This is a genomic window from Streptomyces sp. CA-210063 (genome assembly GCF_024612015.1).
In the GTDB taxonomy this organism is placed as follows: domain Bacteria; phylum Actinomycetota; class Actinomycetes; order Streptomycetales; family Streptomycetaceae; genus Streptomyces.
In genome coordinates, this window is record NZ_CP102512.1 from 4,820,807 (window position 1) to 4,843,483 (window position 22,677).

General features: G+C 69.0%; 25 protein-coding genes and 1 pseudogene. 12 read left to right on the top strand and 14 right to left on the bottom strand.

Annotation, left to right across the window (positions count from 1 at the left end; translation table 11 throughout):
• Positions 1–227: 227 nt before the first annotated feature.
• From JIX56_RS20795 to JIX56_RS20815, 5 genes are all read left to right on the top strand, one after another.
• On the top strand, positions 228–845 hold the full coding sequence (locus JIX56_RS20795; RefSeq protein ID WP_257542710.1) for a hypothetical protein: 618 nt from the start codon (positions 228–230) through the stop codon (positions 843–845).
• A gap of 322 nt (positions 846–1,167) precedes the next feature.
• Positions 1,168–1,602: a hypothetical protein gene (locus tag JIX56_RS20800; protein ID WP_257542711.1), complete on the top strand. Its 435-nt coding sequence runs from the start codon at positions 1,168–1,170 to the stop codon at positions 1,600–1,602.
• 1 nt (position 1,603) lies between these two features.
• Entirely contained in the window at positions 1,604–2,737 is a 1,134-nt protein-coding gene (locus tag JIX56_RS20805) for a hypothetical protein (RefSeq protein ID WP_257542712.1), read from the top strand.
• A 36-nt stretch (positions 2,738–2,773) separates the two neighbouring features.
• On the top strand, positions 2,774–3,358 hold the full coding sequence (locus tag JIX56_RS20810; protein WP_257542713.1) for a hypothetical protein: 585 nt from the start codon (positions 2,774–2,776) through the stop codon (positions 3,356–3,358).
• A 23-nt stretch (positions 3,359–3,381) separates the two neighbouring features.
• Complete coding sequence (locus tag JIX56_RS20815; protein WP_257542714.1) at positions 3,382–4,257, top strand: hypothetical protein; 876 nt, start codon at positions 3,382–3,384, stop codon at positions 4,255–4,257.
• Here JIX56_RS20815 and JIX56_RS20820 read toward each other — a convergent pair.
• From JIX56_RS20820 to JIX56_RS20830, 3 genes are read right to left on the bottom strand one after another with little or no spacing between them, the layout of a single operon-like run.
• Positions 4,222–4,959: a nucleoside monophosphate kinase gene (locus tag JIX56_RS20820; protein WP_306819866.1), complete on the bottom strand. Its 738-nt coding sequence runs from the start codon at positions 4,957–4,959 to the stop codon at positions 4,222–4,224. The two genes, JIX56_RS20815 and JIX56_RS20820, sit on opposite strands and share 36 nt — an antisense overlap.
• Before the next feature lie 18 nt (positions 4,960–4,977).
• Positions 4,978–5,178: a DUF397 domain-containing protein gene (locus JIX56_RS20825; protein ID WP_257542716.1), complete on the bottom strand. Its 201-nt coding sequence runs from the start codon at positions 5,176–5,178 to the stop codon at positions 4,978–4,980.
• A complete protein-coding gene (locus JIX56_RS20830) occupies positions 5,168–6,022 on the bottom strand; it encodes a helix-turn-helix domain-containing protein (RefSeq protein WP_257542717.1) in 855 nt (284 codons plus the stop codon). The genes JIX56_RS20825 and JIX56_RS20830 overlap by 11 nt, the downstream gene beginning before the upstream one ends.
• A 182-nt stretch (positions 6,023–6,204) precedes the next feature.
• Between JIX56_RS20830 and JIX56_RS20835 the strand changes: the two genes are divergently transcribed.
• The gene (locus JIX56_RS20835) at positions 6,205–6,612 is read left to right on the top strand and encodes an ATP-binding protein (protein ID WP_257542718.1); all 408 of its coding nucleotides are present in this window, start codon (positions 6,205–6,207) and stop codon (positions 6,610–6,612) included.
• Positions 6,613–6,631: 19 nt separating this feature from the next.
• Here JIX56_RS20835 and JIX56_RS20840 read toward each other — a convergent pair whose 3' ends face one another.
• Complete coding sequence (locus JIX56_RS20840; protein ID WP_257542719.1) at positions 6,632–6,796, bottom strand: hypothetical protein; 165 nt, start codon at positions 6,794–6,796, stop codon at positions 6,632–6,634.
• A 272-nt stretch (positions 6,797–7,068) separates the two neighbouring features.
• Here JIX56_RS20840 and JIX56_RS20845 point away from each other — a divergent pair.
• Positions 7,069–7,275 (top strand): annotated as a pseudogene (locus tag JIX56_RS20845) (YciI family protein); the annotation flags it as partial.
• A 51-nt stretch (positions 7,276–7,326) separates the two neighbouring features.
• Here the strand turns inward: JIX56_RS20845 and JIX56_RS20850 are convergent.
• Positions 7,327–7,917 carry a TetR/AcrR family transcriptional regulator gene (locus JIX56_RS20850; protein ID WP_257542720.1) on the bottom strand — a complete coding sequence of 197 codons (591 nt, stop codon included), beginning with the start codon at positions 7,915–7,917 and terminating at the stop codon, positions 7,327–7,329.
• Positions 7,918–7,997: 80 nt separating this feature from the next.
• On the opposite strand from JIX56_RS20850, the gene JIX56_RS20855 reads away from it, so the two are divergent.
• A complete protein-coding gene (locus JIX56_RS20855; protein WP_257542721.1) occupies positions 7,998–8,960 on the top strand; it encodes an oxidoreductase in 963 nt (320 codons plus the stop codon).
• A gap of 31 nt (positions 8,961–8,991) precedes the next feature.
• Complete coding sequence (locus tag JIX56_RS20860) at positions 8,992–9,510, top strand: DNA-binding protein (protein ID WP_257542722.1); 519 nt, start codon at positions 8,992–8,994, stop codon at positions 9,508–9,510.
• Between the two features lie 23 nt (positions 9,511–9,533).
• Here the strand turns inward: JIX56_RS20860 and JIX56_RS20865 are convergent, their stop codons facing one another.
• Positions 9,534–10,058: a GbsR/MarR family transcriptional regulator gene (locus JIX56_RS20865; protein ID WP_257542723.1), complete on the bottom strand. Its 525-nt coding sequence runs from the start codon at positions 10,056–10,058 to the stop codon at positions 9,534–9,536.
• A gap of 103 nt (positions 10,059–10,161) precedes the next feature.
• Here JIX56_RS20865 and JIX56_RS20870 point away from each other — a divergent pair, with 103 nt between their 5' ends.
• From JIX56_RS20870 to JIX56_RS20880, 3 genes are all read left to right on the top strand, one after another.
• Complete coding sequence (locus JIX56_RS20870) at positions 10,162–11,106, top strand: ABC transporter ATP-binding protein (protein WP_257542724.1); 945 nt, start codon at positions 10,162–10,164, stop codon at positions 11,104–11,106.
• Positions 11,106–12,734: an ABC transporter permease gene (locus tag JIX56_RS20875; protein ID WP_257542725.1), complete on the top strand. Its 1,629-nt coding sequence runs from the start codon at positions 11,106–11,108 to the stop codon at positions 12,732–12,734. Before JIX56_RS20870 ends, JIX56_RS20875 begins: the two co-directional genes overlap by 1 nt.
• Before the next feature lie 96 nt (positions 12,735–12,830).
• Complete coding sequence (locus JIX56_RS20880; protein WP_257542726.1) at positions 12,831–13,217, top strand: hypothetical protein; 387 nt, start codon at positions 12,831–12,833, stop codon at positions 13,215–13,217.
• Here the strand turns inward: JIX56_RS20880 and JIX56_RS20885 are convergent.
• The 8 genes from JIX56_RS20885 to JIX56_RS20920 all read right to left on the bottom strand — a co-directional run bounded on the left by JIX56_RS20885 (position 13,200) and on the right by JIX56_RS20920 (position 22,587).
• Positions 13,200–14,417, bottom strand: a complete 1,218-nt coding sequence (locus JIX56_RS20885) for a cytochrome P450 (protein ID WP_257542727.1) — start codon at positions 14,415–14,417, stop codon at positions 13,200–13,202. The genes JIX56_RS20880 and JIX56_RS20885 overlap by 18 nt on opposite strands.
• 98 nt (positions 14,418–14,515) lie before the next feature.
• On the bottom strand, positions 14,516–15,181 hold the full coding sequence (locus JIX56_RS20890; protein WP_257542728.1) for a response regulator: 666 nt from the start codon (positions 15,179–15,181) through the stop codon (positions 14,516–14,518).
• Positions 15,178–16,527, bottom strand: coding sequence for a sensor histidine kinase (locus JIX56_RS20895; protein WP_257542729.1), 1,350 nt, complete (start codon positions 16,525–16,527; stop codon positions 15,178–15,180). Before JIX56_RS20895 ends, JIX56_RS20890 begins: the two co-directional genes overlap by 4 nt.
• A gap of 103 nt (positions 16,528–16,630) precedes the next feature.
• The gene (locus tag JIX56_RS20900; protein ID WP_257542730.1) at positions 16,631–17,305 is read right to left on the bottom strand and encodes a response regulator; all 675 of its coding nucleotides are present in this window, start codon (positions 17,303–17,305) and stop codon (positions 16,631–16,633) included.
• Positions 17,302–18,732 carry a sensor histidine kinase gene (locus JIX56_RS20905; RefSeq protein WP_257542731.1) on the bottom strand — a complete coding sequence of 477 codons (1,431 nt, stop codon included), beginning with the start codon at positions 18,730–18,732 and terminating at the stop codon, positions 17,302–17,304. The genes JIX56_RS20900 and JIX56_RS20905 overlap by 4 nt, the downstream gene beginning before the upstream one ends.
• 10 nt (positions 18,733–18,742) lie before the next feature.
• Positions 18,743–19,900 carry an acyltransferase family protein gene (locus JIX56_RS20910; RefSeq protein WP_257550996.1) on the bottom strand — a complete coding sequence of 386 codons (1,158 nt, stop codon included), beginning with the start codon at positions 19,898–19,900 and terminating at the stop codon, positions 18,743–18,745.
• A gap of 301 nt (positions 19,901–20,201) precedes the next feature.
• A complete protein-coding gene (locus JIX56_RS20915) occupies positions 20,202–21,110 on the bottom strand; it encodes an alpha/beta hydrolase family protein (protein WP_257550998.1) in 909 nt (302 codons plus the stop codon).
• Between the two features lie 442 nt (positions 21,111–21,552).
• A complete protein-coding gene (locus tag JIX56_RS20920) occupies positions 21,553–22,587 on the bottom strand; it encodes an alpha/beta hydrolase (protein ID WP_257542732.1) in 1,035 nt (344 codons plus the stop codon).
• Positions 22,588–22,677 lie beyond the last annotated feature (90 nt).

A 22,677-nucleotide genomic window follows, 5' to 3' on the forward strand; every position in this document is an offset into this window, starting at 1 on the left:
AGCTGGGTGTGGCGGCCCAATTCATGGGAAACACCAGCTCATTCGGTCACTTTGAGGGGCCGTCAGGGGGCCTGTCGGTCACTCGACAGGGCGACCTTTCATACGGCCGTTCAGTCCTATTTTCACCTCACCCCGGGCTTCTCCGAAATGACAGCTGAAATGGCCGTCATTACGTTCGTTCTCGTCGGCAGGTCCTGCCGGCGAGAACGAAGAGAAGGGGAAGTGCATTGCGCACTCGTACCATGACGGTGATCGCCGCTTCCGTCGGCGTGGCGGTCGCGACCGCCACAGGTGTCACCTACGCCAGCTCCGCCCTGGAATCCGCCCCCGAGTCCGCCCCGATCACCAAGGACGCCGCCCCCGCCCCTCCCCGCGGCGGCAACGGCACCGGCACCAACGCCGGCTCGAACGCCGCCGCCGACGCCGGACGGAACGACAGCTGGGGCGGCTCCAGGAAGGGCAACGAGGGCCAAGGCAACGAGGGCCGAGGTGAAAACCGAGGGGACAACCGGCGCGACGACGACGAGGACGACCGGCGCGACGACGAGCACGACGGCCACGTCATGATCAACGAGCGCACGTACGGCGCCGAGCCGGGGTCGTGCATCGCCGTCGTCAACGTGAACCAGCAGCTGATCGGCGCGACCACCTTCAACATCCGGAACGAGAGCAAGAAGACGGTCGAATTCTTCAACGGGATCACCTGCGACAACGGTTCTCCCGCCGCCACGGTCGGCCCGCACAGCTCCACCACGTCCATCGAGGGGGAAAACCGGGGCAATCTCATCCTGGGCAGTTTCCGCGTGATCGATGACTCACACAATTCCCACCACTCCCGCCGCTGACAGGAACGGACAGCCCCTCATCGAAGCATCGGAAACCCCGGCTCGCCGCAATCGAGCCGGGGTTCCGGCACAGGGCATCCCTCGGGGAGATGACCTCCCCATATTAATCCGCGCGGATCAGCCGCAGTTCCGGTGATTACTCCTGACGGGTTATCGCCCGCGCGTGAGCGGTGCGACAGGAGGGGGCCGGAGCCAGCACGCTGACCGGTGTTGTGCTCGCTCCTCGATCGGCTTTGGCCATCTCTGTCCGGAGGGGGTCTGGTGACGCCAAATCAAAGTCGCCACACTTCGGATAGTGAGGTTCGACGGCCAGGGGGAGCTGATGGATCCTACACTTCTGGTTCTGGCGGGCGCGGGTGGTACAGCGCTGGTCCAGGCCATGGTGACTGATACCTGGGCAGCGGTGCGCGACAGTGCCGCCAGACTGCTGGGCCGCGGCGACGCGCAGCGGGAGTCGAGCGCGCTGGTGCGGCTGGATGCTTCGCGGGAAACCCTGAGGCAGGCCACTCCGGCGACGGAGGAGTCCGTTCTCGCTACGCAGAGCGCTCTGTGGTCCGGCCGCTTCGAGGCGGTACTGGAGGAGCATCCCGACCGTGCCGCCCTGCTGAGGTCGTTGCTGAGCCTTGCCGAGGAGGCCGTCGGAGCCCATGGCAGCCGTGTGCACACCCAGCACATCTCCGCGGCTCGGGACGCTTATGTCGCCGGGCGGGATCAGACGGTCCGGTTCGGGCGGCTCCCAGAGGGCGGTCACGACTGACGTGGCGGTCGACCATGGTCACGGCCAGCGGATGGAGTCACAGCGCGACGTCTTCGGAGCCGGCCGGGATCTCCACCTGAACGTCGGTGCCATGAACGGCGGATCAGCACAGCCGTCGCCGCCTTCACCTACGTACGACCGCAGCAGACCGCTGTTCATCCAGTATCTGAACCCCGAAGTGCTGGCCTGCTACGGCCTGTTCTGCCGAGGCGTGCACTCGGAGCGAGTCCTACGGGAATCGCTGCGGATCACCCGGCTCGCCGTCCTGTTGACCGACGCGAACCTCGTGTTTCCCGCCTCGTACATCTTCGAGGTGCCCTGCTTCGCTGTCTTTCTACGCGAGATTTCGCCTCTTGTCGCGTCGGGCAGGGTTTCCTGTGTCGCACCCGTGATGGATCTCGAGGCGTACAGGGAGTTGAAGGCCGAAGAATACAGGCACGACAGAGTGAATCCCTATGCCGCAAAGGTGGAATTAGGCGGCGAACGGATTGTCGCCTGGCAGCCCCGCCTGGGAAGTTCGACGGCGGACATATCCTCCTTATGGCATTCGGCATTCGAAGAGAACGGGGACTTCTCGGGGCTGGTCGAGTCGGTTTCGGCCCGCTGGTCGGGCCGCCGGGAGGACATCGAGGATTCGCTCTATTCCGTTCCGCAACGGCTTGAAGGGCAGGCCGTGGTGGGCAGGTTCGTACAGAAGGTGATTCCCATCGGCCTGACGGCCCGTGAATCCACCCGTGTCAATATCCTGCTGTCGAGGGCCTACCTGCTGAGCTATCTGCGGGACCTCAGGGCGAACATGCTCGTGGATTTCGACCATTCAGATCTTTCATGCGGTGTGTCCGCCGCACACGAAGGGTCCGCGTTCTCCCTTCTCTCCGCACGCAGATTCGACTTGGCGCTGCGATGGATCGGCATTCACACCTACGTCCATGGCACTGCGAGTTGGCAGCAACTCATCTCGCTGCGATCGATTCCCGAGTTCGGCGAACTGACGCTCGCACTCTACGCACAAGATTATCCGGTATCGCTCAGATCGGCCGTCGTAAGGATCAGAAGGACAACCGAAATAAAGGATGCGGAAAATTTCGCACAAGCCCAACGGAATGTGTGCGTCGTGGTGTCCCAGTTATGTTAGCGTGACACCGCACAACAAGCCAGGGAAAAGGGTTCCGTGAAAATGCTGCTGTCAGTCTACTGTTCAGGGTCGATCGCAAAAGGGGCGGGTGATGAAAAGAAAATTTGCTGGACGAGAACCGAAAAAGAGCAGGTACGGAAAGCGGCCCACCCCCACGACGTCGTATTCCTTAATCCGGACGATCCCATCGTTGATCCGGGGAACGTCCTGGGACAGTTCGGCCGCGACATGTACCAGGTCATGGTCGCCGACGCCGTGATCGTCGACGCGCGGGAGCGCAGGGGGCTCGGCATCGGGGTCGAGCTCGCGGCGGCGGTCGCCATGGGGACACCGGTCATCGTCGTGGCGCCTCGCAACTCCAAGTATCGCCTGGATGAACTGCACTATCGGGGTGTGACCGTCACCGATTACGTCCACCCGCACGTGGCGTCCCTGGCCACGCATGTGGTGGAGAGTTTCCACGACGCCGGCCGGTATCTGGCGAGGGCCGTGACCGAGAAGAAGAAGCCCGCGCGCCTGCCGCAGTGGCTGGACTCCGCCATCACGGAATACCGTGACAACGTGTTGCCCCATGATCAACCGATGTTGGCTGCTCGGAAGCGACTTGCCCTGGCGAAATAGTCGGAACGTAGGGGAGAACGCCTGTGATCACCCGCACATCCGGCAGTTTCCTTGAGAAGGTGGAACTCGGCGATTCATCGCCGCACCTTTCTCTGGTCCACAACGATCCGCTCGAGCGCATCATGTTCGATCGGAACTTAGCAGGAGTTGAATTTCGGCGAGCATGCTTAGAGGCTTCCCGCCTGTTCATCGATCATCTGATGGACGAGTTCGATCCCGAGCATGCAGCGGAACTGATGATTCTCAGCAAGGGCCTCGTGTACCAGCTCGCGGAGGCGGTCGCGACACAGACCGGAAAGAATCTGCCGACGAACCTGATCGCCACGTCAAGAGTCTCCGTGTCCAGCGATCAGGTGAAGGTCGAAATCCCCTACGCGAAATTCGAAGCTCCGAGCCGGACGCTCCTCGTGGGAGACACGGTGGCTTCGGGAGCGACGATCGTCGCGGCGCTCGAAGCGTATCGGAAGCTTCACCCGCTGGACCAGGTCTTCGTCGTTTCGTACGCGGGGACACTGGTCGGTGCCAGGAAGATCGAGGAGTACTGCCGAAAGCGTGCCATCAAGGTGAAGTTCCTGTTCGGCCTGGCAGCTTTCGGCCTGGCCGACAACGGCTTCGACCTGTCATTCCTGCATCCGGAAACCGTCTGCCGGGAAGAGTATCGGCGACGGGCAGCGGAGCAGTTCGCCGGAATCCCGGTCTCGGCGATCGGGTGGGATTTCGGATCGCAGGCCATGGCTCCCCAGAAGTACCGCCAGCTGTGCTGGATCGAATCCGAGATGTGGAAGCTTCAGGGGGAAGCGTGCTTCAAGACCGCCGAACAACCGCACGAGCTTTCGCTCCTGCGGCACGAAGAGGCAGCCTATTCAGACATCGCCGACACTCTCAGGGAGAGTCTGTAAGCGCTGCTTGATCGACGACACGACCTCCTCCTTCGGTCCGCCGGCATCGATGCCGAAGCACGGCCACCGTGCGCCGAACACCTCTCTCACCGACGGCAGGAGTTCATGAAAACGCCTGCTCCTCGCCAGCAGCGGACCCATCGAGTCATCGGCTCGCCGCTGCAGGCGCGGAGCATGGCAGCAGCCGCCTTCTCCCCGTGTGTCCTGACCACACGTTCCGCATACGAGGCGCTTGGCGGAACGTGCGATGAGTACGTCCTGCGGTGCTTCGAGAACGAACCCGACGACCCGGTCACCGGTCATGTTCACCGTCTTGAGAACCGTCGGAATGCTCGCGGCCTGTTCGACCGTGCGCGGATACCCGTCGAAGACCAGCCCGTTGCCCGCCTCCCGGGGCAGGTGATCCTTCAGCAGCCGGCAGTAGACCTCCACCGGCATCGGCATACTGCGCCGCATCCGAGACGCGATCAGCCGCCGTAGTTGGAGGTCCTTCGCGTTCCTGGCCGCATCCCGTAGGACCTGTCCGCTCTGGAAGGCGTGGAGGCCGAAGTCATCGGCCAGGAGGCGAGAGATGGTGGACTTTCCGACTCCGGGTGCGCCGATGAGGAAGACGACAGTCCTCCGCCGGCCGGCCGCTGCACTCATCCCTCTCCCATGGTTCCGCAGGGTCACCATGTGGCTACCACGGCGTGTGCGGATCATGCGAGGAACGGCGAAGCGTTACTGAGGGTTCTTCCGGCCGAGGGTGGCGGCGAGGAAGGTGTGCCAGCTGGTGGGGCTGATGTACAGGAGGGGGCCGTGGGGGTTCTTGCTGTCGCGTATGGCTCGGCCGCCGGTGGTGGTGGGGGCGACCTCGACGCAGTCGCCCGATTGGTAGGAGTAGGACGACTTCTGAAAGGGTCCGGCGACTTCAGTTGCCATCAACACTCCGCAGGGCGTTCCGAATAAAGCGGGCTGACTCATCCGGCGTCATGGCCGCCGATCGCAGTAGGTCAAAGGCGTGCGAGTAGGGAGCGACGTCGTCCGGCTCCTCCAGGACCAACGTACCCCCCAGGTGCTCCACGGTCACTGCTTCCGGGATCGGCTCGGAACCGAAACCGAGGGAGGTGAAGGAGGAAGTTCCCGCAAGCACCGCCGCACCGAACGGAAGGATGCGGACCGTCACGTTCTCCCTCTGTCCCGCGTCAAGGAGAGCGGACAGCTGTTCCCGATGAACTTCGGTACTCGACAAGGGGTGCACGACGACCGGCTCCCAGATGACGAACTCGCACGGTGTGCCGCCCTCGGCAACCGTGGCCTGCCGCCTCATACGTACCCGAACCAGGAGGTCGGCCTGTTCGGGTGCGATCTCCAGAGGCCCCGACCTCATCACCGCTTCCGCATAGGAGGCGGTTTGCAGAAGTCCGGCGACGAGGGTGGGATGCCACGACTGGAAATAGGTCGCGTCGGCCTCCAGCGTGATGTGATCCACGTAGTCCGGCCGCAGGTGCTCGGCGTATTCGTGCCACCAGCCGCGCCGATTGGCCTCTTTGGCCAACTTCTCCAGCCTGCCGCACACTTCCGGGTCGTCCACGCCGTACGCGGCCAGCATCACGCGGATCTCGATCGGGCGGGCGATGACGTGCCCGCTCTCGATACGGCTGACCCGAGCCTGATGGTTCGCGATCACCTCTGCGACCTGCGGCTGATCGAGCTTGGCAGCCAGTCGGTACTTCTTCAGCGTCGCTCCAAGTCGCCTGCTGCGCACGGTCGGCTGTCCCGCCATCAGCCGCTCACCTCTCCTCCCCGTTCATGGCGAGCACCACTGTAGAGCCAGCCAGGGCCTCCCAGCGATCTCTATAAATACAAGTGTGCGGCTTGATTGGAACTCTATATATGCAATAGCTTTGCTGTGCGCGATCCACTACAGCGCGTGAACTTGACTGCACGTCAGGGGGTTCTCTCGCCATGCCCGCACTCACCCCACGCCGCGACTCCTTCCGTATCCCCAAGCGGAGAAGACACGTCCCCGAAGCCCGCGCCCAGGTGCAGCGGATCCTCAAGGACTGGGCCCTCGACGGGGAACTCGCCCACGACGTCGCCACCGTCGCGACAGAGCTGGTCACCAATGCCGTACGGCACTGTCGGGTGACGCTCGCCGAGGTCGAGGTGAGCCTCTCGATCCGGGGCTGTGGGCTGCTGGTCGAGGTGTCGGACCCGGACAAGGGGAAGGTGCCGGCGCCGCGAACGGAAGGGGACGGCGGGCTCGGCCTCGTGCTCGTCGCCGGGCTCGCCGAGCGGTGGGGGCATGAGGTGCGGCCGTTCACGAAGTGCGTGTGGGCGTACTTCGTGGTTCCGGGGCGGCGGTCGCGGTGAGCGCGGTGCTGAGCCCGTATCAGGCGCGCTGGCGGCGCTGGGCGGCTCGGTCGGAACGGTACCGGGCCACGTACGGCCGGTGGTTGCCGATGCTGCCCCGCGAACCCTGCTGGGAACGGCGGCCGAAGAGGGCGCCCGCGCGGGCCGTACCGCCGGACGACCTGGACGTGGACGAGGGAGACATGGTGCGGGCGTACGTCACGGCGTACCTGGGTGAGAGGCGTACGGCGTGAGCGACGAACCGACGCGGCGGGAGGGCGAACCGCCGCTCGACCCGGTGATGGCCACGTTCAGCGACTGGCTGGACCACGCTGTGGCCTGCATGGACGCCTGCCGTAGGGAGGGCGTGTCGTGCCTCCAGTCGATGCGGCTGGGGAAAAGACACCGCGCGGCCAGGAAGGCCGCGAGCGCGGCACGGCGGAACGCCTCCGACTGACCAAGCACAAGTCGGTCGGGGGTGACGCCGCCGATCTCGTCGTACCGGCCGCGTGGCGGGACGAGTTGATCGCGTACGGGCCACTGCTGTCCGACGACGGCACGGTCTGGCTGGGTTCGGCGGCACTGGTCCGGGCCCCGACGGGGAACGCGGCACGGGCCGTACTGGCCGGGGAGCGGTACGCCGACGTCGAGGTGCACGCGTGGGAGTTCGGGGGCCGACGGTGACGAGAGCGAGGGGCGGGCGGCGCTGACGGGAGCGAGGAGCGCGCGCGTCCGCTACGGCGCGCACCCGCGCAGCACGAAGGCCACCATGTCCTCCAGGCCCCGTTCGATTCTGTCGGCGGGGACGGCTCCCACGATCGCGAGGGTGGCGTAGCCGTGCAGTGCGGCCACGACCGGCGGGCCGATCTCGTCCACCGGGCCCTCGCGGACCTCACCCCGGCGCTGCCCCTCCTCGATCAGCTGGTCGGCGATGGCCGGCATCCGCTGCAAGGCCTTGGCCAGCTCCGGTGAGGCGATGGGGTCGTGCTTGACGGAGTACATCAGCTCCAGCAGGGCGGGGTTGGCGGCCGCGAACTCCATGTAGGCGCGGGTGACGACGGTCAACAGCTCGGCGAACGACTCCCCCGCCTCCTCCCCGGCGCTGATCAGCATGGCCACCAGACGGTCGAACCCCCGCAGCGCCAGCGCGTCCAGCAGCGCCTGCTTGCTCTTGAAATGGCGGCTGGGCGCGGCGGGGCTGACCCCGATGTCACGGGCCAATTCGCGCAGCGACAACTCGGTCGGCCCCTTCTCCTGGAGCGCCTGCTCGGCGCGGACCAGTAGAGCGGTGCGGAGATCTCCGTGGTGGTAAGGGCGGCACTTCATGTCTTGCAGCGTATCCGAGTGTGAGCACCATCTACATAGTGAGCATTGACTACATTGTGATCGGTGCCTACATTGAGTCCATGACCAACAAGACGAACCAATGGAGCGCCACCCACATCCCCGACCTGACGGGCCGTACCGCCGTCGTCACCGGTGCCAACAGCGGCATCGGCCTGCCCGCCGTCGACGCGCTGGCCCGGGCCGGCGCGCATGTCGTGCTCGCCGTCCGCGACCCCCGCCGGGGCGAGGCCGCCGCCGCGACCGTCAGCGGGGCGCGCGGCACGGTGGAGGTCCGCCCGCTCGACCTGGCCGACCTGGCGTCGGTCCGCCGGTTCGCCGACGAATGGCAGGGCGACCTGGACCTCCTCATCAACAACGCCGGCGTCATGAACGTCCCCGAGGGCACCACCAAGGACGGCTTCGAGACACAGTTCGGCACCAACCACCTCGGCCACTTCGCCCTGACCAACCTGCTCCTGCCCCACGTCACCGACCGCGTGGTGACCGTGTCGTCCAACGTGCACAAGGTGGGGCGCGCTCGCATCCACTTCGAGAACCTGAAGCTGACGGGCGAGTACAACCCGGTGACCGCCTACGCCCAGTCCAAGCTGGCCAACCTGCTGTTCACGCTGGAGCTCCAGCGCCGGCTCGGTCTCGCGGGCTCCCCCGTCCGCGCCACGGCCGCGCACCCGGGCCTGTCCAGCACCAACCTCGCGAATCACGGCGCCAACGCCCTGTACCGGGCAGTCGCCCGCCTCGCGAACCGCCTCCTGGCCCAGGACAGTGAAGCCGGCTCCCTGCCCACGCTGTACGCCGCCGTCATGGACCTCCCCGGCGCCTCCTACGTCGGCCCTGACGGCCTCGGCGAATGGCGCGGCGGCCCCACCCTCGTCGGCCGTTCCCCCCAAGCCAGCGACCCCGAGGCAGCGAGCCGCCTGTGGACCGTCTCCGAGGAACTGACAGGCGTGACCTTCCCCGAGCATCTGTCGCCGACGACAGAGCCGACGACGGAGAACAACCAGAGGGGAGCAATAACCCGTTGACAACATAGTGTTTACATTCGATGCTGGCCGCATGTCGTCAACACCTCCGCAGTCCACCGCTCCCGACCCCTTCACGCCGCCGAGCGCGGACGAGGCTCGGGCCCAGCGCGTCTATACGTCCCTGTTCCGCATCGCCGAGCGGCACGCGGCCACGGACGAGCAGCGCCGCCGCCAGATCCATCCCCATGTCCTCGGCCCGCACGAGGCGATCAGGCTCGTGTCGTTCCTGCTCAGCGGCGCCGCACTGCCCGACGACGGCGAACCCGAGATCGACCGCGCCGACATCACCGCCGCCCTGACCCTCCTCCCCCTCGCCCGCGGCGAAATGGACGAACTGGAAGTCGGCCTCCTGGAGATGGCCCGAGGCCGTGGCCTGACCTGGCCGGAAATCGCCTTCGGCCTCGGCCTCCAGACACCCCAGGCCGCGAGGCAGCGCTATGAGCGGCTGGCGAGCCGTACGGATACGGGAGCGGGCGTGGGCACGGACGTCGGCGTCGGCGTCGGCGTCGGCGTCGGCAAGGACGTCGGCACCGAGAAGGGCGACAAGTAGGGCCCGTAAGGCAAGTGAGCCGGTCAGCCCCGGCCGAAGGTCTGGTCGCGGCGGGCGCGCCAGCGGGCCATTACGCCCTCGACCTCCGCCTCGATGAACTCGAAGAACGCGAGGGTCTCGGCGAGGCGGAGGCCGGCCGGGGTGTCGGCGCCCAGGCTGGTGACGCCCTCGCGCAACGCTTCCTCCCAACGCTTGATGATGGCCTCGCGGTTGGTGAGGGACTCGTACCACTGCTCGCTGTGGACCCGGTAGCGCTCGCGGCGCGAACCGGGCTCGCGCTCGCGTGACACCAGGTGCACCTGGGCGAGATAGCGGACCGCGCCGGAGACGGCCGCCGGGCTGATCCGGAGCTGCTCGCCCAGCTCGACGGAGGTCAGCGCGCCGGTGTCGGAGGCGAGGAGCGCGGCGAAGACGCGGGACGGCATACGCGGCATCCCGGCCTCGACGAGCTGCGCCGCGAAACCCTCGACGAAACGGGAGACCGCCTCGGGGTCGCGCCCCACAGCCCCGGCACCGCCGGCCTCCGCTCCGGCCTTCGCTTCCGCCATCCCTGGATCATCTCCCCTGGTCAGACACCGTCACCGAGTCTACCGGTGATTCATACGCTTCCTTAACTTCACAAATTTCTGAAGGAAGCGTACGTTCTGAAGCATGACGAAGGCCCTTACCGTCTCCGGACTGCACAAGTCCTTCGGACGGACCCACGCATTGGACGGGCTCGACCTCACCGTCGAGACCGGCGAGGTCCACGGCTTCCTCGGCCCCAACGGCGCCGGAAAGTCCACCACCATCCGCGTCCTCCTCGGCCTGCTGCGCGCCGACTCGGGCGCCGCGCAGGTACTCGGCCGCGACCCGTGGACGGACGCGGTCGAGGTGCACCGCCGGATCGCCTACGTACCGGGCGACGTGACCCTGTGGCGCAACCTGTCCGGCGGCGAGGTCATCGACCTCTACGGCCGGCTGCGGGGCGGCCTCGACACCCGCCGCCGCGCCGAACTGATCGAGCGCTTCGAACTGGACCCGACGAAGAAGGGCCGCACCTACTCGAAGGGCAACCGCCAGAAGGTCGCCCTCGTCGCCGCCTTCGCCTCCGACGTCGACCTCCTCATCCTCGACGAGCCGACCTCCGGCCTGGACCCGCTGATGGAGGAGGTCTTCCAGCGGTGCATACGGGAGGAGCGCGACCGGGGCCGTACGGTCCTGTTGTCGTCGCACATCCTCAGCGAGGTCGAGGAGTTGTGCGACCGGGTGAGCATCATCCGCAAGGGCGTCACCGTCGAGAGCGGCTCCCTCGCCGACCTGCGCCATCTGACCCGGACGAGCGTCACCGCCGAACTCGCCGGTCCGGCGGGCGGCCTGGCCCGCCTCTCCGGCATCCACGACCTCGACATACAGGGCAGCCGGGTCCGCCTCCAGGTCGACACCGACAAACTCAACGCCGTACTGCGCTCCCTGACCGAGTCCGGCGTACGGTCACTGACGTCGACCCCGCCGACGCTGGAGGAACTGTTCCTGCGGCACTACCAGGACGACGTACGGGACGCGAACGCGAACGCGAACGCGGACGTGGACGTGGCGGGAGAGGCGGTCGCGTGATGACCACCGCCGCCACCGACACCACGACCCCGAGCACCTTCGCCGTACGGTCCGGCGGGAGCCGTCAACTGGCCGGTACGGCAACCCTGTTGAGGTTCGCCCTGCGCCGCGACCGCGTGATGGTCCCGGCCTGGGTCGCGGTGACCGGGCTGATGGTCCTGTCCATGCCGAACAGCCTGAAGAGCCTGTACGGCACCGCCGCCGAACGCGCCGACCTCATGCGCCAGATGACCACGAACTCGTCGCTGCGCGCCCTGGTCGGCCCCGTCTTCGACGACTCCCTCGGCGCCCTGACCGCCTGGCGCGTCGGCGTGTACGCCGGCCTCCTCGCCGCCGTCATGAGCCTCCTCGTCGTCATCCGCCACACCCGCGACGAGGAGGAGAGCGGCCGCCAGGAACTCGTCGCGTCGGGGATGGTGGGGCGTCGGGCATCCTTGACCGCGGCCCTGCTCACGGCGGCGGTCGCGAACGGCGGGCTGGCGTTACTCATCACGCTCGGGCTGGCCGGGGAGGGCGCCGCGGGTGCGGTGGCCTTCGGGCTGGGGATCGCGGGCGTCGGAATGGTGTTCGCGACGATGGCCGCGGTCGTCGCCCAGCTGACGGAGAGCGCGCGGCTGGCGCGGGGGCTGACGGCGGGGGTGCTGGGCGCGGCGTTCGTGCTGCGGGCGGCCGGCGACGCCTCCGCGAACGAGGGTTCGTCCTTTCTGACCTGGGTGTCGCCGCTGGGGTGGCTGGAGAACGAGCGTTCCTTCGCGGATGAACGGTGGTGGGTGCTACTGCTGTTCGTTGCGGCGACGGCGATCCAGGGCACGGTGGCCTACGCACTCGCCGGGCGCCGCGACGTCGGCATGAGCTTCCTGCCGACCCGCCCCGGACCGACGGCCGGCCGACTGGGTACGGCCGGCGCGCTGGCCTGGCGGCTGCAACGCGGCAGCGTCCTGGGCTGGAGCATCGGCTTCTTCCTCGCCGGCGTCGTCTACGGCGGGCTGACCGAGGGCACGGCCGACTTCGTCGGCGACAACGAGAGCGCCCGCGAGATCTTCGAACGCATGGGCGGCCAGTCCGGCCTGACGAACGCCTTCCTCGCCTCGATGATCGGCGTGCTCGGCCTGATCGCCGCGCTGTACATCGTCAGCGCCGTGCTGCGCCTGCACGGCGAGGAGACGTCCGGGCGGGCCGAACCGCTCCTCGCCAACTCGGTGAGCCGGATGCGGTGGGCAGCCGGACACCTGGTCGTGGCCTTCGGTGGAGCGGTGTGGATCATGCTCCTCGCCGGCCTCGGTTTCACCATCGGCTACGGCAAGGAGGCCGGCCCGATCCTGGGCGCCTGCCTCGTCCAGGTCGCCGGAATCTGGGTCATCGGCGGAGCGGCCGTCCTGCTGTACGGCCTCACCCCCCGAGCGGCGATGGCGGCCTGGGGCCTCGCCGGCGCCGTCCTCCTGATCGGCTGGATCGGCCCCGCACTCAACGCTCCCCGAGCCGTCCTCGACCTCTCCCCCTTCGGCCACCTCCCGAAGCTGCCGGGCGGGGAGATGGAGTGGGCGCCGGTGCTGGTACTGACCGGCATCGCGGTGGTACTGGTCACGGGCGGGCTGGCGGGACTGCGGCGGCGGGATCTGAGCAGCTGAGGGCGGGGGGTGGTGGGTGGTGGGTCGGGGAGAGCGGGAAGTCGCGTCGCCCCTGCCCTGGAGAACCACGGTCGGACGGGGCGCGTCCCTGCGGTCATGGACCAAGCCGAGCAGCGGGAGCAGCGGGAGCAGCGGCGGGAGCATCTGGACGAAAGGGGCCGGCGGGTGGACCGGCAGAGTGCGCTGGGGTGCGGCGGTTGTGCGCTCTCGGCGGTGGGCGCGACCGCCGCGACGCTCGTCTGGAGCACCTCGGACCGCACCCGGCGCCACCTCCAAGGCGGCTTCGAGGGCGAGGACATGGACTACACCGTCCTCGCCACCGAACTCCCCTTCGTCGCCCTCGCCGGAGCCGCCCTCCCGGCCCTCGTCTGCCTCGCGATCGCGCTGATCCTGGCCCGGCGACGGGGAGCGCCGGATCCGGGGCCGGGTTCGCGGGCGGGTTCGCGGGCGGGTGGCGAGGGTTCCTCAGACCTCGACGGGTAGGCCGTCCAGCCCCCGGATCACGAAGTTCGGCTTCCGCGTCGGCTCGGTGGCGAGGGCGAGGGTCGGGGCCTTCTCCAGGAGGGCCGTCATCGAAGCCGCCAGTTCGATACGGGCGAGGGGAGCGCCGATGCAGTAGTGGATACCCGCGCTGAACGAGATGTGCGGGTTCTCCTTGCGCGTGAGGTCCAGCTTCTCGGGTGCGGCGAACACGGACGGGTCATGGTTCGCCGAACCGAACAGCATCGCGATCTCCGCGCCCCGCGGAACCGTCGTACCGTCGATCTCGATGTCGTCCAGCACCCAGCGCTCGAAAAGCTGCAACGGAGTGTCGTACCGCATCAGCTCCTCCACCGCCGAGGGCACGAGCGAGTGATCCGCCCGCAGCGCCGCCAACTGCTCCGGGTTCCGGAACAGCGCCCACCAGCCGTTCACCGTGGCGTTCACCGTCGCCTCATGGCCCGCGTTCAGCAGCAGCACACAGGTCGAGATCATCTCCTGCTCGGTGAGCCGGTCACCCTCGTCGTACGCCGCGATCAGCCCCGAGATCAGATCCTCGCCCGGCACCGCCCTGCGGTGCGCGATCAGCTCCCGGAGATACTCCGAGAACTCCACCGACGCCCGCACCGCCCGCTTCGCCGTCTCTTCCGACGGACTCAGCTCGTACATCCCACAGATGTCCGCCGACCAGGGCCGCAGCTGCGCCCGGTCCGACTCGGGGATACCGAGCATCTCCGCGATCACCGCCACCGGAAGCGGCTCCGCGACATCCGTCAGCAGGTCACCCCCGCCGGCCTCCACCAGCCCCGCCGCCAGCTCACCGGCCAGCTCCTCCACATACGGCTTCAGCCGCTCCACCGTGCGCGGCGTGAAGGCCTTCGACACCAGCCGCCGGATCCGCGTGTGGTCCGGGGGCTCCAGATCGAGCATCCCGTGGTCGTTCAGCGTGTGGAACGGTTCGTGCTCCGCCGGCGGCGCCGTCCGCCCGAAGTCCTCGTGCGTGAACCTGTGCTGATACGTCCGCCCGAGCCGCCGGTCCCGCAGCAACGCCGAGACCTCCGCGTGGTGCGGGACGAGCCACTGGTTCGTCGGCTCGAAGTACCGCACCCTGCCCCGGGCCCGCAGCTCCGCGTACGCCGGGTACGGGTTGGCCACGAAGTCGGGGTCCCACGGGTCGAAAGCGAAGTCGGAAGCAGCTGCCATGGATGGACGCTAGCCCGGCTCCCCCCTTTCTGACCAGGGGTGTCTCCCTGACCAGGGGGGTCTCCCTGACCAGGGGTGTCTCCCTGACCAGGGATCTCTTACCCCGGTGTGACCAGCCTCGCCTCGTACGCGAACACCGCTGCCTGGGTGCGGTCACGCAGGCCCAGTTTGACCAGGATCCGGCTCACGTGGGTCTTGATCGTGGACTCGGCGACCACCAGGCGCTCGGCTATCTCCATGTTGGACAGACCCTGGGCGATGAGAACCAGGACCTCCGTCTCGCGGTCGGTGAGTTCGCCGTACGCCAGCTGGGTGGCCGCCGACGGGCGAGGTGACTGGGCCAGCTTGGAGAACTCCGTGATCAGACGCTTGGTGACGGACGGGGCCAGCAGGGCCTCGCCGGCGGCCACCACCCGGACCCCGTCGGCCAGTTGACGGGCCGAGGCGTCCTTGAGGAGGAAGCCGGAGGCTCCCGCGCGCAACGCCTGGTACACGTACTCGTCGAGGTCGAACGTGGTCAGCACCAGCACCTTCGCCCCGCCGTCCGCCGCCACGATCTCCCGGGTTGCCTCGATGCCGTTCAGCTCGGGCATACGGATGTCCATCAGGACCACGTCCGGCGACAGCTCCCGGACCCGGTCGACCGCCTCCCGGCCGTTGACCGCCTCGCCGACCACCTCGATGTCCGGCATCGCGCCGAGCAGCACCGAGAAGCCCTCGCGGACCATCATCTGGTCGTCGGCGATCAGCACACGGATCGTCATGCGTCGGCCTCGCTCGTGGTGGTCACCGGCAGGAACACCGTCACCTCATAGCCTCCGTCGTCCGTCTCGCCCGTCGTCATCTCGCCGTTCAGCATCGTCACGCGCTCGCGCATGCCCGTGATGCCGTGGCCGGCGCCGTGTGTGGACTTCACCAGGGTCACCTCCGGGGACGGGCCGTTGACTATGCGCAGGCCGAGTCCGCCCAGTACGTAGCCGATCTCCACGCGGGCCGTCGCACCGGGCGCGTGCCGCAGGGTGTTGCTGAGGGCTTCCTGGACTATGCGGTACGCCGACAGCTCCACGCCCTGCGGGAGTTCGCGGACCGCTCCGGTGACCGCCTTGTCGACCGTGAGGCCGGCCTCGCGCACATTGGCGAGCAGGCCGTCGAGGTCGGCGAGGGTGGGCTGCGGGGCGTCCGGGGCCTCGTAGTCCTCGGCGCGGACGACGCCCAGGACACGGCGCAGCTCGGTGAGCGCTGCCACCGCGTTCTCCCGGATCGTGACGAAGGCCTGCTCCAGCTCCGGCGGCGGGTTCTCCACGCGGTAGGGCGCGGCCTCGGCCTGGATGGCGACCACCGACATGTGGTGGGCGACCACGTCGTGCAGCTCACGGGCGATCGTGGTGCGCTCTTCGAGAAGGGTGCGCTTGGAACGCTCGTGCGCCGTCACGGTCTGCTGGGCGGTCACCTCCTGCTGGGCCGACCGGCGTATGTTCACGACGGAGGCGGCCAGCAGGGCCATCGCGGAGATGATCAGAAAGGGGCCTGTGTTCGAGGCGTAGTGCCCCCCGCCGGCGGTGCTTTCGAGGAGCAGTCCGTACGTCGCGCTCAAGGCCCACATCCACGCGGCCGTGCGCGGCCGGGTACGCAGCGCCACCACCGTCAACACCACGAGGTGGCAGGCGAAGCTGCCGGTCGCCCAGGGCCAGTCGCTCCACATGTCGGTGAACGCCCCGGTGACAGGGGTAGCGGCCATGGACACCCAGAAGGCTCCGACGGGCCGTATCAGCGTCAGCAGGACCGGGCACAGGGCGAGGAGGGCGGACAGGATGATGGCGACCTCACCGCCGCCCTGGCTGGCGGATGCCGAGATGGTCAGCGACAGCAGGCCGGCCGTCACCACCATCGCGTGCGGGGTCCAGCGCGCGTACTCCCGCAGGTGGCCGGAGAGCCGGCTGGTGAACAGGCCGTCCATCTTCATGGGCGGCAGTGGTCGGTAGGCGAACGCGTCGTGGAACAGGTCCTGCCGCAGCCTGCGCCACGCGTCCATCGCCACCCGGAACTCCGGGCTGCTCGGCCTGCCCCCGCCGCGTGAGGGCATCGTCTGCGTCTGGGTCGTCTCGGTCACGTTGAAAACGGTAGGTGGAGGGCGGGGTCGGCGTCGTCACCAGTGAGGAGGGTCTGTCCGGGTCCGTCTCAGGTACTACGGGTAGTGCGTGGCCGGTGTCCGCTCAGTACCCGGCGGGGCGGACCAGGCCCGACTCGTAGGCGAAGACCGCTGCCTGGGTGCGGTCGCGGAGGCCCAGTTTGACCAGGATGCGGCCGACGTGGGTCTTCACGGTCTGCTCGGCGACGACGAGGCGCTGGGCGATCTCGGCGTTGGACAGGCCCTGGGCGATCAGGGTGAGCACCTCCGTCTCCCGTTCGGTCAGGTCGCCGACGCGGGCCTTGAGGGGGGCGCGGGGTGTGGTGCCGAGGCGGGAGAACTCGGCGATGAGACGGCGGGTGATGCCGGGGGCGAGCAGGGCGTCGCCCGCCGCCACCACCCGTACCGCTTCGGCGAGCTGGTCGGCGGAGGCGTCCTTGAGCAGGAAGCCGGACGCGCCGGCGCGCAGGGCCTCGTACACGTACTCGTCGAGGTCGAAGGTCGTGAGGACGAGGACTCTGATGTGCGGGTGCTCGGTGGTGATGCGGTGGGTGGCCTCGATGCCGCCGAGTTCGGGCATGCGGATGTCCATCAGGACGACGTCCGGGGCGAGTTCGGCCACCTTGTCGATCGCGTCGAGGCCGTGCACCGCCTGGCCGACGACGTCGATGTCGGGCCGGGTGTTGAGCAGCACCGAGAAGCCCTGGCGGACCATCTGCTGGTCGTCGGCGATCAGTACGCGGATGGTGCTGCTCGTCATGGACGCTGTTCTCCTGTCGTGTCCGGTACGGGGGCCGAGGGCTCGCCGCCGGGATCGCCGTTTCGTGGGAGGAAGGCCACGACCGCGAAGCCGCCGTGGGAGGTCTCGGTCGCCATGAGGGTGCCACCGAGCATCGCGGCGCGCTCACGCATGCCGAGGAGGCCGTGCCCGGCGCCGGGGGACGGCGGGGCCTTGTGGGCGGGACGGGAGTTGATGACCCGTACCTGCAGACCGCGGGGGAAGTGGGTGAGCTCCACCCGCACGGTCGCCCCGGGCGCATGCCGCAGGGCGTTGCTGAGCGCCTCCTGGACTATCCGGTACGCCGACAGCTCCACACCGGGTGGGAGGGGGCTCACCTCGCCGTGGATCTCGGTGACGACCGCCAGGCCGGCGGCGCGGGTGTTGTCGATGAGGGCGTCGAGGCGGTCCAGGGTGGGCTGCGGGGTGTGCGGGGCGGTGCCCTCGGCGGCGGCCGTTATGCCGTGCGGGTCGTCGGGGTCGGCGTCCGGTGGGTTCTCGGAGCGCAGTACACCGAGGACGCGGCGGAGTTCGGTGAGGGCCTCCAGCGCGTTCTTCCGGATGCCGTGGAGGTTCTCCTTCAGCTCCTCGGAGGGGTTCTCCACCAGGTGCGGGGCGACCTGGGCCTGGATGGAGATCACCGACATGTGGTGGGCGACCACGTCGTGCAGTTCACGGGCGATACGGCTGCGCTCCTCCAGGAGGGTGCGGCGGGCGCGTTCCTCGGCGGTGATGCTCGTCTGCTCGACGAGTTGGGTACGGGCCTCGCGGCGGCCACGCATCGCGCTGCCGAGGAGGACGGCACCGACGAACAGGGCGAGTGCCAGGGTGCTCGTCGACGCGTACACGTGGGAACCGGCGAGGCTTTGGAGGGCGTAGGTGCCCAGCGCGGTCAGTGCCAGCACCTCTGTCGCCACGCGCGTGGGCAGGCGCAGGGCGAGGAGGAAGAGGATGATCGCGTGGGCGATCAGCGCCATCGGGCTCCATGGCCACGGAACGACGGTGCCGATCGCGCCATGGGGCAGCGGGGCGTTGAGGCCGTCGGCGACGTCGGGGTGTGTGAGGCGGGAGCCGGCCTGATCGGTGATCAGTCGGGCTGGGACACCCAGGGCCACCACGGTGGTCGCCACCATCGAGGCCCACCACGCCGGTACCGGCCACCACAGCGCCAGCACCACGGCCGCGGCCTGTGCCAGCGAGCACAACAGCGTGTACTCCGCGCCCAGTTGATAGCGGTCGTCCAGCTGGTCGATGTTCCCGAGCATCGTGACGAACGCGACGAGGACGACCAGGACGTGCGGGAGCCGGCGCAGGCGGGCGGAGGGCGGCAGGGGGTGGGGCGTGGCGCTCCACAGGTCCTCGCGCAGCAGCCGTAGGCCCCTGGTCAGCCGCTTCTCCACCGCGTTCATTCGCATCAGCCTAGGCATGGCGTACCGCTTGGGTTGGCGTGTTCTGCGGTTGGGGGGTCGTTCGGGGCCGTATCGGTCGGAAGGTCCTGCGGAGGCGGCGGTTCTCGTAACCGTGGAACGCGGACCAGCAGAGCAGGAGTGCGAGGGTGAAGACCGGCAGCCAGGCGAGGCGGGCCGCCACCCAGCTCAGGTGGTCAGGGAGGGTGTGCAGGCCGGGGAGGCGGCCCGCCGCCAGGCCTGTTGCTGTTGTCGCCATCAGTGCCGTCTGGTGCCAGAGGAACACGGTCATCGCCGAGAGGTTGACCACCGCGACCGCCGCCCAGGCCATCGGCCGGCGTCGCAGCGTACGGCGGAGGGGGCCGCGCAGGAGGAGGGCCAGGCCGCACTGGGCCAGGCCGAAGGTGACGGCGGCCAGGGTGGGTGGGTTCAGGTTGGAGATCTGGGCGCCGGGGACGCCGACCATCGACGCCGGGTAGCCGGCCCAGAGGATCAGGGCCGCCGTCGCCGCCGTGCCGGACACCAGCAGGGTCCAGCCCGCGCGGCGGCGGTCCAGCTCCCCTCGGGTCCAGGCCGCGCCCAGGGTGTACGGCACGAGCCAGCCCGCGGCCAGGTTGATCCAGCCGAGTGCCTGGGGGCCGCCGAGGCCGAAGCGGATGAGGTCCACGTGGAGGACGACTGCCAAGGGCCAGAGGGGGTTGATGCGGGTCAGTAGGGGCGTCGCCGCTGTGAGGGCGGCGAAGACCAGGAGGAACCACAGGGGGGACAGGGCCAGGTTCAGGAGGGTGTGGATCGTGTCGATGCGGGTGCCTGTGGCCAGGAGGCCGATCGTCACCGCCGTCCAGAGGGTCAGGAGGGCGGCGACCGGTATGAACAGGCGGGTCAGACGGGTGTGGAGCCATTGGGTGTACGTCGTGCCGTGGGCCCGGGCCGAGGTGTAGCTCTTCGTGGCCACGTGGCCGCCTACCAGGAAGAAGACGGCCAGGGTTTGGAAGAGCCAGGAGATGGGGGCCAGCCAGGGCAGGTGCTGGAGGGGGCTGGTGGAGTGGAGGGTGTTGCCGTCCGCGACCAGGGCGGTCACCAGCCAGTGGCCCAGGATTATGCCGAGTATGGCGAGGGCTCGTAGGGCGTCGACTGCGCGGTCTCGGTGGGGTGGGGTTGCGGTGTTGATGTGGTGGGCGGCTTGGCGGGCGGTGGTGAGGGGGGTTCGCGGGGTTCGCGGGGTTCGGAGGCGGCGTGGGGGTCGTTCGGTTTGTGTGGCTCGTGCGGGTGCGTGGGGGTGCAGCCGGCCTGCGGCCGGGTTTGGTTTCCCACCCGCACCGCCCGTGCGGGAATCGTCGTCGGGTGCGGGTGGCCCCTGTGGGGGTTGAGCGCCGTCGGCGACTGCGGCGGCGGGCCCCGCCTCGGCTGCCGCTCGGCCTTCGGCTTCGGTTTGTAGTGGGTTCGTAGCCGTTGGCGTCGGTGCGTGGTGGTTACGCATGGGGTGCCTCCGAGCGGGTGCCTTGGGCTATGTGGGCGAGGTTCTTGAGGGCGGTGGAGTTGGGGGTGAAGTAGTCGCTGTGGCCGGCGGGGCCTGCGGTGAAGACGTGGGCGCCGTAGGAGGGGGAGGTGGGGTCGGGGCCGAAGCCGAGGGTGGTCCCGAAGAGGTCGGTGCGGGAGTGGGGGACCATCGCGATCCAGTCCTCGGTGCCTCGGGCCGCCCATACGCGTGCCGAGGTGTGCAGGGCGGCCGCGCTGTCCACACCTGTGCCGGGGCTGCCGATCAGGGCCATGTCGTCGACGACGTTCTTCAGGTCGGTGGCTGCGCGGGCGCAGACGACCGAGCCGTAGGAGTGGCAGAGGAGGGCGATGCTGGTGGAGTCGCCCGACAGACCTCGGAGTTCGCGTAGGAACGTGCGGAGGTGAGGGGCCGCCTGTTCCGCGCGGGTGGGGGTCAGGACCGTCGTGCTGATCGTTCCGGGTGTCTCGTAGCCGAGCCAGGCGATCAACGCTGTGTCCGGGCCCGTGCGGTCGTGCAAGGCCAGTGCGGCTTTGTGGAAGCGGTCGTAGGTGTCCAGGCTGGTGTCCGAGCCCGGGACCAGGACCGCTATGTGGTCGGCCTTCAGCAGGTCACCCAGGACTTCTACCGCCTGGCCCGGGCCTCGGCCGTCGAACGACAGGAGTTGTCGGGCGGGCGCCGCCATCCACCGGTCCGTCGCGGCTCGGCTTCGGTCGCCGTGGGCTTCGGCCATGCGGGCCGCCTCTGCGGCGTTCGCGCGGTTGGCCTCGTATGTCGACCGGAGTGTCGTCGGGGTCAGCGGGGCGAGCGAGGCCGGGGGCGGGGCCGGGATCCGGGGCCTGGCCGCGGCGGAGACGGGGGCGACTACGGCCGTGGCGATCAGGAGGGCGAGGAGCGTGCGGCGTAGGCGGGCCGACCAGGTGGGTCGGAACCAGGGGGTGGGGTGTCGGGGGTTCTGCGGCGTGGGGGCCGATGAGGGTGCGGATGCGGATGCGGATGCGGATGCGGATGCGGATGCGGATGGGGATGGGGATGGGGATGGGGATGCGAGTACGGGCGCGAGTAGGACGGGGGCGGGGGTGGCTGCCGCGGGCCGTGGTTCCGTGGGTGGTCGGAGGGCTGCCTCCGGCCATGTCGCGACCCCCATGTCACCCGCCCCTTCCCATTCAGGCCGCCCGTCCGTCGGGCCGCTCTGGGAAGGAAGTTACGAATCGGAGGTCGTGGTCGGCGTCACGCCAGGGAGCTCACCTGAGAGGTAGCTCTCAGGTATTACGGGTATCAGCGGGGAGGGGGAAGGGCGGTGAAGGGGGTGGCGCCGGGCCCGCTCACCAGGCCAATTGCGCGATTTCCTCCACCACTACCGCGCAGGCGTCCGCCGCCGGGTCGATCAGGGGGAAGTGGCCCACGTCCTCCAGGAGGGTCAGGCCCACGACCTCGCCCGCCTTGGCCGCGGCGTCGGCGTATGCCTCGGCGACGGCCTCGGGGACGACGATGTCGGAGCGGCCCTGTACGAGGGTGGTGGCGATGCCGGTCGGGAGGAGGAGGGCCGGGTCGGCGTGGGGGCGGCGTTCGGTGAACTTGTCCTGGCCGCGCAGGAGTTGGGTGGTGGCGCCGCCGCAGACGTCCAGTTTCACGGCCACCTCGAAGTCGGCGATGGGGGCCAGGGCGACGACGCCTCGGAGGGGGGCCGGGCGGGGCGTGCGCCACGGGCTGTCGGCCGGGAGTACGTGGCGGGCGGCGGCCCAGAGGGCGAGGTGGCCGCCGGCGGAGTGGCCCGTGAGGACCATGCGGCGTGGGTCTGCCTGGGGCAGGGCCTGGCGTACGAGGCCGGGCAGGGCGTCCAGCGCGGCCGCGATGTCGTCGAACGTCTCCGGCCAGCGGCCCGCGAGTGGGGCGGGGGTGCCGGTCGGGCCCGTCTGGGCCGGGAGTGAACTGCCCCTTCTGTACTCGACGTTGGCCACGGCGAAGCCGTGACGGGTGAGGAAGTCGGCGAAGGGGGTGATGTGGTGGCGGTCGTAGGGGGCGCGCCAGGCGCCGCCGTGCAGGACGACGATCACGGGGGCGGTGCGGGGGGCTGCGTCTGCGTCTGTGCCTGTGCCTGCGCCTGTGCCTGTGCCTGTGCCTGTGCCTGCGCCTGTGCCTGCGCCGGGCTCGGGGACCGTGCCTGTGCCTGTGCCTGTGCCTGTGCCCGTGCCTGTGTCCGCGCTCGCGCCCGTGTCAGGGGGGCGGGGGGCGTAGAAGTCGATCACCTGGTCGGGGTGGTCACCGTAGGGGGCGGTGGCGTCGGGGGCGACCGGTGGGTGTGAGAAGGCGGATGCCTCTTCGGCGGCATCGCGGGCTGCGGCGTCGTCGTCCGGCATGCGCCAACCTCTCGGGTGAAACGGATTTGGAAGGGTTTGGGGTGGGCGGGGCTCTGGGGTGGGGAGGCCTGCCGTTGGCGGGGACGGTAT